Raw genomic sequence first — 14260 nt, 5'->3', positions numbered from 1 at the left:
GTCACCGTAAACATTCCGAGTCGCCCGCGCAACCCCCACACCGCGCGGCACCTTCGTAACCTTCCACTTAAGGAGCATCGACATGGCGAGCAACGTAGAAAGCCTGATCCGCGGCGCGGTGAAGAAAGGCATCGGCGCCGTCGCCGACTTCAACCGCAAGCGCCTCCCCACCCCCGCCGACGCGCATCCCTATCTCACCGGTATCCACACGCCGATGGACGAGGAACTGACGCTGGAGGCGCTGCGCGTCGACGGCGAAATCCCCGCGGCGCTGACCGGCCGCTATCTGCGCAACGGCCCAAACCCGGCGGTCGCCCCCGATCCCGCGAGCTACCACTGGTTCACCGGCGCGGGCATGGTCCACGGCATCCGCATCGAAGGCGGCAAGGCCGACTGGTATCGCAACCGCTGGGTCCGCGGCACCGAAGCCTGCGCCGTGCTTGGCGAGGAAATCCCGGCCGGACCGCGTGAGGCAAGCAACGACGCCCCGAACACCAATGTCATCGGCGTCGACGGCCGTACCTTTGCGATCGTCGAGGCGGGCGGCAAGCCCGTCGAACTCGGCTATGAGCTGAACACGATCGCGCACAACCCGTTCGACGGGACGCTGAAGGGCCCGTACACCGCGCACCCGCACCTCGACCCCGCGACGGGCGAGATGCATTCGATCACCTACAAGGGCGACGACTTCAACACCGTCTGGCACGTCGTCGTCGACAGCAAGGCCCATGTGATCCGCGAGCTGGCCATCCCGGTCAGCGACGGCCCGTCGATCCACGACTGCGCGATCACCGAAAATCATGTGCTCGTCCTCGACCTGCCCGTCACCTTCTCGATGAAGCGCCTGCTCGCGGGCCATAGCTTCCCCTATGCGTGGAACGAGAAGCATCCCTCGCGCGTCGGCCTTCTCCCCAGGAAAGGCAACGCGGACGACATCGTCTGGATCCCGATCGATCCCTGCTATGTCTTCCACCCCGCCAACGCGTTCGAGACCGTGGACGGCAAGGTGATCGTCGATGTCGTCGCGCACGAGACGATGTTCGCGGAATCCACGCGTGGCCCCGACAGCCAGAAGGCGCAGATGGAGCGCTGGACGCTCGATCCGGTCGCGCGAACCTCGATGCGCTCCGTCATCCACGGCCATGCCCAGGAATTCCCGCGTTACGACGAGCGGCTGACCACCAAGCCCTATCGCTATATCTATACGATCGCGATTCCCGACGCGGCCAGGTCGGAATGGCAGCTCGCCGATACGCGGTTGTTCCGCCACGACCTCTATAAGGGCGTGACCGACATCCACGACTTCGGCCCCGGTCGCCATCCCGGCGAGTTCGTCTTCGTCCCGCGCAGCGAACAGGGCGCCGAGGATGACGGCTGGCTGATTGGCCTCGTCGTCGACATGAATGACGAGACCACCGATCTCGTCATCCTGAACGCCGACGATTTTACCGGGTCACCGCAAGCTGTGGTTCACCTGCCGCACCGTGTTCCGCCGGGATTTCACGGAAACTGGGTCGCGGATTGACCATATCGGGGCGCCTGATCAGCGCCTCGGTAACGCGCAGCGACCGCTCGTTGTCGACATCGATCGCCGTCGCCCCGTTGCTCACCAGCAGCGGGGCGATGTCGACTTTCAGGTGGCGCGAAATGCGCTGGAAGATGTGGTGGATCGGCCCGAGCCCGAAGCGGAAGCGCAGCAGGTTGACAAGGCCGAAGGCACGGATGATGCGGACGGGCTTCTTGACGAACTGACCACCGCCGCGAAACGCCTCGGCCGCGCGGAGCGCCGACCGGTCGCCGATCCAGTAGGCGTTGCAATTCGAGACCGCGACGTCGGAAAATTCATAGAAGCGCCGCTGCCCCTCGGGATGAACCGCGAGCACATCCTCGCGCCGTGCGAGCGCAACCCCCGCCCCGACGCCGAGCCGCGCCGCCTCGGCGCCGATCTCGGCGATTGTCGCGGGGGTCAGCAGGCAATTGTCGGCCGTGGTGATGAACAGCGGAAACTCGGCCTGTTCGGCAACCGCCAGCACCGAGTCCGCCAGATTGTCGGCCGCCGGCACAATCGTGAGCCGGTCGCCCAGTCGCTCGACCACCTCGTCGGCAAGGTCATCAAGCAGTTTCTGATGATGCGTCGAGACGAAGATATGCGCGGCATTGGTCTGCGCCGCGCTGTCGAGCACATGCGCGATCATCGGGCGGCCCGCGACCGGAACCAGGCATTTGTCGCGAACGCCATGCGCCTCGGCCAGCGCGTCGACCGCGCCCGGCCGGCGCCCCGCGAGGATGAGGATCGAGCCGCTCATGCCGCATTCCTCCGCGCAAAGCCCACAAGCTGGCGAATCATGCTCTCGGCCACGATCGTCTCGATCAGGTCGGCCTGGGTGAAACCCGCGGCGATCGCGGCGCGGCCGAACACCTTCTCCGACCAGAGATTGCAGTTGAGATTGACTTCGAGAAGCCGGATTTCGCCCGTCGCGAAATCGACACGAAATTCGAAGCGGCCATAGTCGAAGGGCCGGAAAACCTCCGCCATCTCCATCGTATAGCGAACGAGCCGCGCACCGACCTCGGCGTCGTCGAACAATTTGAGACTGTATTTCTGGCTGCGGTCTACGAGGTCGCGCTTTTCCTGATAGGTACGCAGGTGGCTGGGGTCGGCCTGTTCGAATATCATCATCGGCAACATTGCGGGGACGCCATCGGTCGTGATGACGGGCACCTCTACGTCGCTCCCCTCGATAAACGGTTCGACGATCGCGTCATGATCCAGCGCATGAATTTCGGCGACCGCCTGCGCGAGTTCGCTCCGGTCTTGGGCGTCGCGAATACCCCATGAGGCCGAGCTGTTGTTCGGCTTGATCACCCAGCGCCGCGCGGGCGGGCATCGTGCGACGTCGACCAGCGCGCCGCGGCGAAAAAGCGACCAGGGCGCGGTCGGAATACCCCGCGCCGCCGCTTCCAGCTTGGTCAGATGCTTGTCGTCGGAGAGCCCGCGGATGATTGGCGATGCCCCGACATAGGGCAGCCCCAGCCGGTTACAGAGCAGCGGCAGGAGCATCTCCGAATTAAAGAAGCCGCCCCTGTTGAGCAGCGGGAAGACGAAATCGGCGTCGGGCCTCGCGAATAGGTCGGCATAGTCATCCGCGATGACGAGCGGTATCCCCAGCGCCTCGAGTATCTCGCGCGTCTCGCGATGATAAAGCGCGTGATTGCCGTCGTCGGGATGCAATCCGCCGGTCCAGCGCGCATGTTTGGCGATGAAAAGGAGCCGCTGCGTGTCGCGCAGGCGTTGGGGGAGCCGGGTCGGCACGAGGTCGGTGGTTCGCATGTGACGGATTCACCATGGCAAGGTTGCACCGCGATGACTTTTCAATGACCGGGCTGACACCAAACCGCCAAATCAGTGTCATCCTGCGCCGGTAGTTTGCAGGAAATCTCCTCCATTCCGGATAGCTCCCCATGCTCCTGAATTCGCAAAGTTTAGACTACCCCTCCTCGCGCGCGAGCACCCGATACGCGGCCCGCCTCGCCTCCGCGCTGGTCAGTGGAGGCGACGGACGCATCCGGCTCGATGCGCAGGGGCGCAATCAATATCATGCGAGCGCCGCGCCGAGCGACGCGCTCGCCTATGGCTCATCGACCATCAGCAGCATTTCGGCCCACGCATTCGACATGCTGATCGGCCACTGGCGCGACCGGCTCGACCAGCCGGTGGCGAGCGCCGACTATGTCGAGGGGCTGGGCGCGATCCGCGAACGGCTCGGCGACTATTTCGGCCTCGCGGGCGAGGCCGCGATCGTCTTTGCAGCGTCGGGAACCGATCTGGAATATGTCGGTCTCGCCGCCGCTTATGACGGTCATCCCTTGACCGCAGTGCTGCTTGGCCGTGACGAAGTCGGCAGCGGCTGCGTCCATAGCGCCGCCGGCCGCTTCTTCGCAGGAGAAACCGCAACCGGCGCGCGCGTCGTCGCGCAAGCTGCGATCGACCCAACATTTGCCGGAACCGAACTGATCGACGTCGCGGTGCGCGACGCAACAGGCAATCCTCGCGCTTCGGCAGCGGTGACCGCCGAACTGTCGCTCCATATCGAGCGTGCGGCGGCGCACCGGCGGCGCGCGGTCGTGCACGTCGTGCACGGATCGAAGTCGGGGCTCACCCTTCCCGCGCTCAACGATGTCGAGCGACTCGTCGCGACGCATGGTGATGCGATGACGATCGTCGTCGATGCCTGCCAACTCCGCATTACCCCGGAGGTGGTCCGCCGGTATATCGCGCTCGGCTGCGTGGTATTGATGACCGGATCGAAATTCGCTGGCGGTCCGCCGTTCAGCGGCTTTGCGCTGGTTCCAGCCTCAGCGCGGGATCGTGCGCAGCCTTTGCCGGAAGGATTTCGGCGCCTTTCAAATCGCGCCGAGTGGCCGGAGGATTGGCCCGGCACCGATCGCCTGCACGCGACGGGCAACTTCGGGCTCCTGCTCCGTCTGCAAGCAGCGCTCTTCGAAATGGAGCGCTTTGCCGCGCTGCCCGAGGACCGCGTTGCGCATGTCGCCGCGCGGTTTAGCCACCATGTGATGCGCCTCGTTGAACGGCTCGAACTCGCGGAGGTGTCTGGCGCCGGGACGAGTTGCCTCGCCACCGAGACGCTTCGCACGCTCGATCTGTCGGCACGTTGGCCGCAATGTGATTTCGATGCGGCGAAAGACATGCACGGGCTGATCGCGCGCGAGACGCGGCAGTGGCTGGGGCAGGAGATCCGGCTCGGCCAGCCGGTGAAGACCCACACGCTTTTTGATGGCCGGATCGCGGGTACGCTCCGCCTGTCGCTTTCGATGCCGTTGCTCACCGAGATGGCCGGGCTGCCTGACGGCGCGCTTGATGCGCGTCTCGATCGCGACATGTCGCTCATCGGCGCGGCGATCTCGGCCGCAGGCGCGGTGCGCTTCGCGGCGCCACGGCCCGCCCCGGTCGATTGAACCGGAAAGCGATTCCGGAACACGACGAACGGGACCGGAATCGTCGCCGCGCCGTCCGGCCGGCACGGCTCGTCGTGGAATCCGCCGCATTTTTGCAGCGCTTTCCGACTGCCGCTCGTTTGTCCCTCGCTATGACGAAAAATCTCCCCCTCTCTCGCTCCGCCACGAGCGCGATTGCCGCGTTCCTGGCCCTGTCCACCCCCACTGCCTTCGCGCAGGAAGCGCCGGTCGTCCCGATGACGCCGCCGGTCGCCGAACCGGCGGCGCCGCCGACCGTGCAGCCGCCGAGCCCGACGGCGCCGACCGCTTCGCCTGCCGCCGCCGAGCCCGCGGCGCCGCCGGTGATCCGCGTCCCGACGGTGATAGAAACGCCGCCGGCGCCGAAGGCCGCCGAACCGAGCGCGGCCGCCGCTCCGCCCCGCGAGGCCCGTCCAGCGCCGCGCCAGCGCGCTGCGGCCCCGGCCCCGGTCCGCGCCCGCGCCACCGTGCCGGCCGAACCCGCTGCCCCGGTCCTGACCGAGGAGGTCGCGCCGCTCGCGGCACCGGTCGCCGAGCCCGTCCAGCCGATCGCCGAACCCGCGCCGGCGCCGGTCCAGAAGGCGACGAACGGCGGCGACAGCTTCCCTTGGGAAATCGCCGGTGGCGCTGCCGCGTTGCTGGTTGCGGGCGCCGCAGGTTTCGCGCTGATGCGCCGCCGCCGCGCCGCGAACGAAGTCTGGGAATTCGACGAGAGTCATCGCAGCGCCGAATGGGTGCCGGCGGCGGAACCGGCCTTTGCCCGCGAGGAAATTGCGCGTGACGACATCGCCGCGGCCCCCGTCGCCGATCCTGTGCCCGCGCAGCCGGTTACCGCCGCCGCGCCCGGCTTCCCCCGGGTGCCGACCCGCAGCATGGGTCGCCACGAAACTCTCGCCATGGCGGGTCCGACGCCGGACAATCCCTTCACGACGCTGAGCAAGCGCCTTGCCCGTGCGCGGTTCCTCGATCGCCAGGAACGCGCCGACTATGACGCGGCGCTGGCGACCAGCCAGCCGCAGACCGAACAGGTGCCGGTGCGCAAGCCGGTCAGCGCGTGGGAAATCTCGCAGCGTCATACCGTCCCGGCCCCCGCCGAGCAGGAGGTCCGCCGCCTGCAGCCCGGAGGTATCCGCAAGGTTCTGAAGCCCGGCTGGACGCGCAACTGATCCGCCCGCTCGCGGGCCAAAGAAAAAGGGCGGCGCCGCGAGGCACCGCCCTTTTCTTTGTCGCAAGCACGGCGGGCGAACCCGCCGGACCCGAACCGAATTACTTCAGTTCGACGGTCGCGCCGGCGGCGATCAGCTTGGCCTTCAGCTCTTCAGCTTCAGCCTTGTTCACGCCTTCCTTGACGGCCTTCGGCGCGCCTTCGACGAGCGCCTTGGCTTCGCCGAGGCCCAGACCGGTGATCGCACGGACTTCCTTGATCACGTTGATCTTGTTGCCGCCGTCACCCGTCAGGATGACGTCGAATTCGGTCTGCTCTTCAGCAGCCGGGCCGGCAGCGGCAGCGGCCGGAGCGGCAGCAACAGCAGCGGCAGCCGAAACGCCCCACTTTTCTTCGAGCATCTTCGAAAGGTCAGCCGCTTCCAGAACGGTCAGCGCCGACAGGTCTTCAACGATCTTTGCGAGATCAGCCATGTTCATTCTCCATCAGAACCGGGATATCCCGGTAGGTAGTTTCAAGGTTAGTTCGAAATCACGCTGCTTCTTTGGCGGCATATGCGCCAAAAACCCGCGCCAGCTGACCCGCCGGGGCTGCGGCAATCTGCGCAACCTTGGTGGCCGGAGCCTGCACCAGACCGATGATCTTGGCGCGCAGCTCGTCGAGCGAGGGAAGCGAAGCCAGCGCTTTCACGCCATTCACGTCGAGGACCACGTCGCCCATGCCGCCGCCAACGATTTCAAGCTTGTCGTTGGTCTTGGCAAATTCCACGGCGATCTTCGCAGCCGAGACCGGATCGGTCGAGGTTGCAAGGGCCGTGGGACCGGTCAGCAGGTCGCCGATACCGGTGTAGGACGTGCCATCGAGCGCGATTTTGGCAAGACGGTTCTTCGTGACGCGAAAGTCGGCTCCTGCGTCGCGCATCTGCTGGCGCAGAACCGTCGACTGAGCGACGGTCATGCCGAGGTTGCGGACGACCACAACCGAAGCGGCATTTGCCAGCGTAGCGTTCAGCGAGGATACGGCTTCGGCCTTTTCCGTACGATCCATGCCTATACTCCACTCATCTGCCCGGATGCGCGGGGCGCCGAAACGCACGCGCCGCCGGGCGGCTAACACACGCTAAGACAGACGCGAGCCAAGGCTCGCCTGTCGTTCGCGCAACGATGTCCGATGGGGTCGGTCAAGCCGCGTCACCTGCATCGCAGGCGGGCGACCGATAAAAGACTGTTCCCCGTCTCGGCTGGAAATTAAGAAGGGCAAATCCCCTTCACCAACTGTCTCGGACGGAATTGCCGCAGGCGAACCCGCGGCAACACGGGGGCGCTCATAGCGGGAATGGGCGGGGAGTCAAGGAAATCGGCGGAAGTTGGCTAACTTCGCGCACATCGCGACGGTTGCCCCTTGCAAAGTCTGTTTTACGATATATCTTAGATACATCGAATCGCATGAAGGAGTTTGCTATGCGACATGGAATGAACCGGCATGGTTGCGGCGAGCGCCATGCCATGCATCGGATGATGCGCGAGGCGATGCGGCATGGAATGCGCGGGGGCGGCCGCGGTTTCGGATATGGCTTTGGCGGGCGCCACGGGCGCGGCGACGACGACGGCCGCGGCCGGCGCCGGCGGATGTTCGACAGCGGCGAGCTGCGGCTCGTGCTGTTGAAGCTGATCGCCGACGAACCGCGCCACGGATACGACCTCATCCGCCAGATCGAGGAGCTGACCGGCGGCGCCTATGCGCCGAGCCCGGGCGTGATCTACCCCACCCTCACCCTCTTGGGCGACATGGGGCTGATCGAGGCGGCCGACAGCGACGGCGCGAAAAAGCTGTTCGCGATCACCGCAGCCGGCCAGGCCGAACTCGATGCGAACAAGGACGCGGTCGAGGCGCTGATCGCCCGGCTGGCCGAGGTCGGCGACGAGCGCCAGCGCGCCGACAGCGCCTCGGTCCGCCGCGCGATGGGCAATCTCCGCGCCGTGCTGATGAACCGGCTGGGCGACCGCGCCCTCGACGAGCCGACGCTGCACGCCGTCGTTGCACTGATCGACGAGGCCGCGCAGAAGATCGAGCGGCTGTGATGGCAAATGTCGTCGCAAACGTCCCGACCGGGCACGCGAGCAAATATCTGCAGCAGCTGTGCAAGCACTGGCAGCATAGCCTGACGGTCGAATTCACCGCCGATCGTGGCACCGTGACCTTCCCCAAGGATGCACGCGGTGCCACCTGGGCTGGCGACGCGCTGGTCACCTTCGATGCGGGCGCCGACGCGCTGACGGTGCGCATCGATGCCAGCAGCGACGCGCATGTCGAGGCGATGACGGGCGTGGTGGCCCGGCACCTCGACCGGTTTGCGTTTCGGGAAGCGCCTTTGGCGTTCGACTGGCAGCGCGTTTCATCCTAAAGCAGCAGGCGAGGTGGGAGAATCGGCAAAATTTGCCAGTTTCTTCGTCAAGGAAAGGAAATTCCGTGTCCGAACCTCAAGGTCTGCTTTGCCCCACCTGCCGCGTAAATTTGACGATGTCGGAGCGTCAGGGGATCGAGATCGACTATTGCCCGCAGTGCCGCGGCGTCTGGCTCGACCGCGGCGAGCTCGACAAGATCATCGAGCGCAGCGAAGGCGCCGGGGCGCCGCCGCCGCGGCAGGCCGCGCCGCAGCCGCAATATCGCGAGCCGCGCTACGACGACGATCGACACTATGCAAAGCCCTACAAGAAGAAGAGCTATACCAAGAGCTTCCTCAGCGATCTGTTCGATTGACCGAGCATTCCTCCCTGTGCCGCAGGCATGGGGAGGTGGCAGCGCGGAGCGCTGACGGAGGGGCGATGACGCTGCCCCTCCACCACGCGCTCCGCGCGCGGTCCCCCTCCCCACCGCTTCGCGGCAGGGAGGATCCTATCCCACCACCGCATTTCGCCGCGCGTAGGCGAAGTACACCGCCAGCCCTGCGACATTCCAGATGCCGAACCAGATCTGCGTCTTCGCCGGCAGGCTGAGGAATAGATAAAGACAGCCGAGCACCGCGATCCCGCCGACGACCCAGGGCATCGGCGTGCGGAAGGTGCGCGGCGCGTCGGGCGCGCGGCGGCGCATGATGAGCATGCACAGCGACACCGCGGTGAAGGCCGCGAGGGTCCCCGCGTTGGCGAGCGCGGCGAGTTCGTCGAGCGGAATGAAACCCGCGAGGATCGCGACGACGATCGCGGTAAAGATGGTGATGCGCACCGGCGTCCCGCGCCCCGACAGCCTGGCGAGCCCCTTGGGAAGCAACCCGTCGCGCGCCATGGTGAAGAAGATGCGGCTCTGCCCGAAGAAGAAGGCGAGGATCACCGTCGGCAGCGCCACGATCGCCGAGATGGCGAGATATTTCGCCGCAAGCGGCTGGCCGAGTTCGCGCAGGATCAGCGCGAGCGGTTCGGGGCTGTTCGCGAATTTGCTGTAGGAAATCGCACCGACCGCCGCGATGGCGACGAGGATATAGATCGCGACGCAAGCGAGCATCGATCCGACGATCCCGATCTTGAGGTCGCGGTCGGGATCCTTCGCCTCCTCGGCCGCGGTCGCGATCGCATCGAAGCCGTAGAAGGCGAAGAAGATGATCGCAGCGGCCGCCATGATCCCGCGCTCGACGCCGTCGGGGCCGACATGCTTTGCAAAGCCGAAGGGGCTGAAGGGTTCGAGGTTCGCGGCGTCGAACGCCGGCAGCGCGACCGCGACGAAAACGGCGAGCGCGATGATCTTCACAACGACGAGGATCGCATTGACGGTGGCACTCTCGCGCGTGCCATAGAGCAGCATTCCCGCGACCACCGCGATGATCGCAATCGCGGGCAGGTTGACGATCCCGCCAAGCTCGGGCCCCTGCATCAGTTCCATCGGCACGTTCGCCCACGCCTGGAGCAGCGGCGCGGCATAGCCCGACCAACCGACCGCGACCGCGCTGACGACAAGCGAATATTCGAGGATCAGGCTCCAGCCGACGATCCACGCGATCAGCTCGCCGATCACGACATAGCTGTAGGTGTAGGCGCTGCCCGAGGCGGGAATCATCGTCGCCATTTCGGCATAGGCGAGCGCGGCGCAGGCGCAGATCAGCCCCGCGACCAGGAAAGAGACGATCACGGCCGGCCCCGCCTTGTCGGCGCCGACGCCGATCAATGTCAAAATACCGGTGCCGACGATCGCGCCGACCCCGAGCGCGACTAGATGCGGCCAGCTGAGCGTCCGTGCGAGCCCGTGCCCCTCCTGCTGTTCCGGAACGATGGTCTTGCGACGCAGCAGGCTGTCGGTCATTCGAGCTCCCCTTAGGCTATGGCCCGCTTGTAAGGGAGTGACGCGTCAGCGCAAGATAATGACGACGGCGGAGGCTGGGGTGGGCCGGCCGTGGAAACGCGCCATGCCGGGCATGGTTCTGTGCGGGCGGCGGGAATGGCAGGACCATGGATGTCGCCTTCCGGGCTTTAGCTGCCCTTTGCGGCCGATCTGGGTTTAATGACCGGGAACGACCGGTAGCGGACCTTGCGGTAATGGCTCATATAAGATCGAGACCGCAGGAGATGGAAACGATCATGAAGCTGAAAAAACCAAAATTTCTAATCGTCGCCATTTTGATGTTGGTCGGCGGTGCTGCGGGGGTCAGCGAACTTTACCAAAGTCGCGATTGGTCCAAAGGCTATTACGGACCGATATTCCTGATTCTCGGTCTCCTCTGGCTTTATGGTGCGTTTCGTGAACCTTCATCGAGCGTAAGTGAACGCTGACTGGAAACGACCGATTGCGGTCCTAGACGATCCTCCCCCACCAGGGGAGGGGGACCACCCGCAGGGTGGTGGAGGGGCACAGGAGATCATAGGCCGCGCCAGACTGCACGTACCCCTCCACCATGCTTCGCATGGTCCCCCTCCCCGTGCCGGGGAGGATCGGCGAAGTCCGCTCCCCCACCCAAATTCAGACATTCCCTCTTCGTCATCCCGGACTTGATCCGGGATCCATCGCGGCGTTGAAGTCGTGGACCCCGGATCAGGTCCGGGGTGACGAATGTCTGGAAACCACCCCAAGCGGCCCCTCCCCGGGAGAGGGGGAGCGAGCGGGTCGAAGGAGCGCGCGGGGCGCGTTGCTGCCCGCGAGGCCGCAGGGTGGTCGAGGGGTACAGGAGGTCATAGGCCGCGCCAGACTGCACGTGCCCCTCCACCATGCTTCGCATGGTCCCCCTCCCCGTGCCGGGGAGGATCGGCAAGGTCCGCTCCCCACCCCTGGACCGGGAGAGCGCCATTGTTCAGGTCATAGCATTTGGACATACTATACCGACATTTCTCGATTGGACTGCAATGATATTGGCGCGCATCCCTGTGCAGGCTGACGGGCGCAGGCGCCGGTCAGTCGATTCGCGGCTGTGGGCGATGCCCCGACCGCGGCTTGCAAGTCGAAGCGGACGGACGATCCGCGATGACATGGGGAGACGTCGATGCCTTATGCCGGGTGGGGAGCAGAACGCGATCGCGTCGCGCGCCGCCCCGTCGCGCAGATCGTAGCATTTGCACATGGCATCGCGACATTTCCCTATTGGACCACAAACATATTTGCGCGCATGGGTCGCCCATGATTATCAATCAAATCGATTGAGAAGTTGATTCAGCAGCGCATCCAAGGGAGGATTTGAGGATGATTTCGTCGAACGCCAAAGCGTATCTTGCGGTCACATCGGCACTGGGACTGGCGCTGGCCGCCGCCCCGGCCCACGCCCAGACCATTCCGGCCGAAGCCGATGCCCCGTTCGCCAGCAACGACATCATCGTCACCGCGCAGAAGCGCGAACAGAATCTGCAGGACGTGCCGGTCGCGATCTCGGTCGTTTCGGGCGACATGCTGGAGCGCGCGAACGTCAATTCGGCCGAGCAGCTGTTCCAGCGCGTCCCCACCCTGACCTTCCGCAAGGGCAACACCAACAAGGATTCGGCGCTGTCGATCCGCGGCGTCGGCACGATCAGCTTTTCGTCGGGGGTCGAACCGTCGGTGTCGACGGTGATCGACGGCGTCGTCTATGCGCGCACCGGCCAGCAGACGTCGGACTTTCTGGACGTCGAGCGCATCGAGGTGCTGCGCGGCCCGCAGGGCAGCCTGTTCGGCAAGAATGCCAGCGCGGGCGTGATCAACATCGTCACGCGCGAACCCGGCGACGCGCTGGGCGGCTATGTCGACGCCGCCTGGTACGAGGGCAATGAATATCGCATCCGCGGCAGCGTCGGCGGCGCGCTTTCGGACAGCGTCAAGGCGTCGCTCACCGGTTTCTGGTCGCAGTACGACGGCAACGGCCGCAACGTGTTCAACGGCCACAAGGTCAACGGGTACGAGCACTGGGGCGTGCGCGGCAAGCTGATCGCCGAGCCGACCGACGCGCTCAAGATCACGCTGATCGCCGATTATTCGAAGAACAGCGACAATGGCTATGCCGACAGCATCGGCACCGTTTTCCCTTCGGCATTCAACAATGCGGTGTTCATCCCCAGCCTCGCGCCGCTGGTGCTCGACGGCAAGAACAAGGACATCGACAACGACCTCGACCCCTATACCAAGGACAAGAACAGCGGTGTGTCGGGGCAGTTCGACCTCGACCTTGGCGGCGCGACGCTGACCTCGATCACCGCCTATCGCCACTGGTACAACTTCCAGCAGCGCGACGGCGATTTCCGATCAGACGCGCCGAAATATGTCAACACCGGCACCGCATCGGGCGACGTGCGCTCGCACGACCGCGGCGACCTGAAATTCGACCAGTTCACGCAGGAGCTGCGCATCGCCTCGTCGAACCCGCAATTCTTCGAATATGTTGCGGGGCTCTATTATTACCACACGAAGGAAGTCGACTTCTTCAACCGCACGGTCACAGCGTGCACCGCATCGACGCTGCCGACCGTCGGCGGGCTGACGCCGTGCGCGCAGGGATCGTCGACCTATACCACCAACGAGGGCAATGCCGATTTCACGACCAAGCTGACCAGCTATTCGGCGTTCGGCCAGGGCACGCTCAATTTCACCGATGCGTTCCGCGGCATTTTGGGCCTGCGCTATACCGAGGACAAGGTGTCCTATGACTTCGCGCGCCGCTCGACCTCGCTGACTGCCTTCCCCGGGGTCAATCCGGCGTTCACCGCATCGGGATCGATCAAGGATCACGGCTGGTCGGGCAATGCCGGGCTGCAATATGACGTGACCGACGATGTCATGGCCTATGGCATGTACACGCGCGGTTACAAGGGACCGGCGCTCAACGTCTTTTTCAACATGCAGGCGCGCGACACCGGCCGCATCGACCCCGAAAAGTCGAACGCCTATGAAGCGGGCCTGAAGACGCGGCTATTCGACCGCCGCCTGACGCTGAACCTTGCCGCCTTCTATGCCAAATATGACAATTATCAGGCGAATTTCCTCGACATCGTCGCGGGGCAGGTCGTCACGCGCCTGACCAACGCGGGCACGGTATCGACGCGCGGCGTCGAGCTGGATTTCAACGCCGCGATCACCGACGATTTCTCGCTGTCGGGCGGGGTCAACTATACCGACGCGCACATCAACAAGTTCATCTGTCCGACCGGCGCGGCAGTGACCTGCGCCGATGCGATCAACGGCAAGCCGCTGCCCTTTGCCCCCAAATACAAGGGCACCGTGACGATGGACTGGCGCCTGCCGCTGAACCTCGACGGGTTCAATGTCGATCTGAACAGCTCGCTCGTCTATCAGAGCAAGACCAATTTCGACATCAACCAGAACCCCAACGCCTTTCAGAGCGCCTATGCGATCTGGGACGGCGGCATCCGCGTGAGCACGTCGGACGACAAGTACAGCCTGTCGTTCATCGTCAAGAATATCACCGACAAGCAGTTCGTGATCCAGCGCATCCCGAACGGTACCAGCTTCATGCGCCAGATCACCCCGCGCGACGCCGAGCGTTATTTCGGGGTGACGGGCCGCGTGAATTTCTGACCCTCCTGCCCCCGCCGCGGTCGCTATCCAACGCGGCGGGGGCTTTTCCTGGCCGGGCAACGGCCCGATATCCTGAGCCGTCGCCACGGACTCGATCCGGGGACCGTCTTCGCGAGCGAA

13 protein-coding genes are annotated in these 14260 nt (G+C 65.0%); 8 read left to right on the top strand and 5 right to left on the bottom strand.

The window, feature by feature from the left end; translation table 11 throughout:
• Positions 1–82: 82 nt before the first annotated feature.
• Positions 83–1525, top strand: coding sequence for a carotenoid oxygenase family protein (locus ATE64_RS14720; RefSeq protein ID WP_058456939.1), 1443 nt, complete (start codon positions 83–85; stop codon positions 1523–1525).
• Here the strand turns inward: ATE64_RS14720 and ATE64_RS14715 are convergent.
• Positions 1446–2306 carry an NTP transferase domain-containing protein gene (locus ATE64_RS14715; protein WP_082657803.1) on the bottom strand — a complete coding sequence of 287 codons (861 nt, stop codon included), beginning with the start codon at positions 2304–2306 and terminating at the stop codon, positions 1446–1448. The two genes, ATE64_RS14720 and ATE64_RS14715, sit on opposite strands and share 80 nt — an antisense overlap.
• Complete coding sequence (locus tag ATE64_RS14710) at positions 2303–3331, bottom strand: phosphoribosylglycinamide synthetase (RefSeq protein WP_058456938.1); 1029 nt, start codon at positions 3329–3331, stop codon at positions 2303–2305. Before ATE64_RS14710 ends, ATE64_RS14715 begins: the two co-directional genes overlap by 4 nt.
• A gap of 131 nt (positions 3332–3462) precedes the next feature.
• Between ATE64_RS14710 and ATE64_RS14705 the strand changes: the two genes are divergently transcribed.
• Together ATE64_RS14705 and ATE64_RS14700 are read left to right on the top strand one after the other, a co-directional pair.
• Positions 3463–4977 (top strand): hypothetical protein, encoded by a 1515-nt coding sequence (locus ATE64_RS14705; protein WP_058456937.1) that lies wholly within the window; start codon positions 3463–3465, stop codon positions 4975–4977.
• Between the two features lie 131 nt (positions 4978–5108).
• The gene (locus tag ATE64_RS14700; protein ID WP_058800346.1) at positions 5109–6161 is read left to right on the top strand and encodes a hypothetical protein; all 1053 of its coding nucleotides are present in this window, start codon (positions 5109–5111) and stop codon (positions 6159–6161) included.
• 100 nt (positions 6162–6261) lie between these two features.
• Here ATE64_RS14700 and rplL read toward each other — a convergent pair whose 3' ends face one another.
• Both rplL and rplJ read right to left on the bottom strand, forming a co-directional pair.
• Positions 6262–6633 carry a 50S ribosomal protein L7/L12 gene (gene rplL / locus ATE64_RS14695; RefSeq protein WP_058456953.1) on the bottom strand — a complete coding sequence of 124 codons (372 nt, stop codon included), beginning with the start codon at positions 6631–6633 and terminating at the stop codon, positions 6262–6264.
• A gap of 58 nt (positions 6634–6691) precedes the next feature.
• Positions 6692–7207: a 50S ribosomal protein L10 gene (gene rplJ / locus ATE64_RS14690; RefSeq protein WP_058456935.1), complete on the bottom strand. Its 516-nt coding sequence runs from the start codon at positions 7205–7207 to the stop codon at positions 6692–6694.
• Positions 7208–7689: 482 nt separating this feature from the next.
• Between rplJ and ATE64_RS14685 the strand changes: the two genes are divergently transcribed.
• The 3 genes from ATE64_RS14685 to ATE64_RS14675 all read left to right on the top strand — a co-directional run bounded on the left by ATE64_RS14685 (position 7690) and on the right by ATE64_RS14675 (position 8920).
• On the top strand, positions 7690–8241 hold the full coding sequence (locus tag ATE64_RS14685) for a PadR family transcriptional regulator (RefSeq protein ID WP_058456952.1): 552 nt from the start codon (positions 7690–7692) through the stop codon (positions 8239–8241).
• Positions 8241–8564 carry a DUF2218 domain-containing protein gene (locus tag ATE64_RS14680; protein ID WP_058456934.1) on the top strand — a complete coding sequence of 108 codons (324 nt, stop codon included), beginning with the start codon at positions 8241–8243 and terminating at the stop codon, positions 8562–8564. The genes ATE64_RS14685 and ATE64_RS14680 overlap by 1 nt, the downstream gene beginning before the upstream one ends.
• A gap of 65 nt (positions 8565–8629) precedes the next feature.
• Positions 8630–8920, top strand: a complete 291-nt coding sequence (locus ATE64_RS14675) for a zf-TFIIB domain-containing protein (RefSeq protein WP_197410164.1) — start codon at positions 8630–8632, stop codon at positions 8918–8920.
• 135 nt (positions 8921–9055) lie between these two features.
• Here ATE64_RS14675 and ATE64_RS14670 read toward each other — a convergent pair whose 3' ends face one another.
• Positions 9056–10453, bottom strand: coding sequence for an amino acid permease (locus ATE64_RS14670; protein ID WP_058456932.1), 1398 nt, complete (start codon positions 10451–10453; stop codon positions 9056–9058).
• Between the two features lie 275 nt (positions 10454–10728).
• Between ATE64_RS14670 and ATE64_RS14665 the strand changes: the two genes are divergently transcribed.
• Both ATE64_RS14665 and ATE64_RS14660 read left to right on the top strand, forming a co-directional pair.
• Positions 10729–10920, top strand: coding sequence for a hypothetical protein (locus ATE64_RS14665; protein WP_156416597.1), 192 nt, complete (start codon positions 10729–10731; stop codon positions 10918–10920).
• A gap of 901 nt (positions 10921–11821) precedes the next feature.
• Complete coding sequence (locus ATE64_RS14660; RefSeq protein WP_058456930.1) at positions 11822–14140, top strand: TonB-dependent receptor; 2319 nt, start codon at positions 11822–11824, stop codon at positions 14138–14140.
• The last annotated feature ends 120 nt before the right edge of the window (positions 14141–14260 follow it).

Source organism: Sphingopyxis sp. H073 (assembly GCF_001468395.1).
Classification (GTDB): Bacteria; Pseudomonadota; Alphaproteobacteria; order Sphingomonadales; family Sphingomonadaceae; genus Sphingopyxis.
This window is presented reverse-complemented; position numbering and strand designations above follow the sequence as displayed.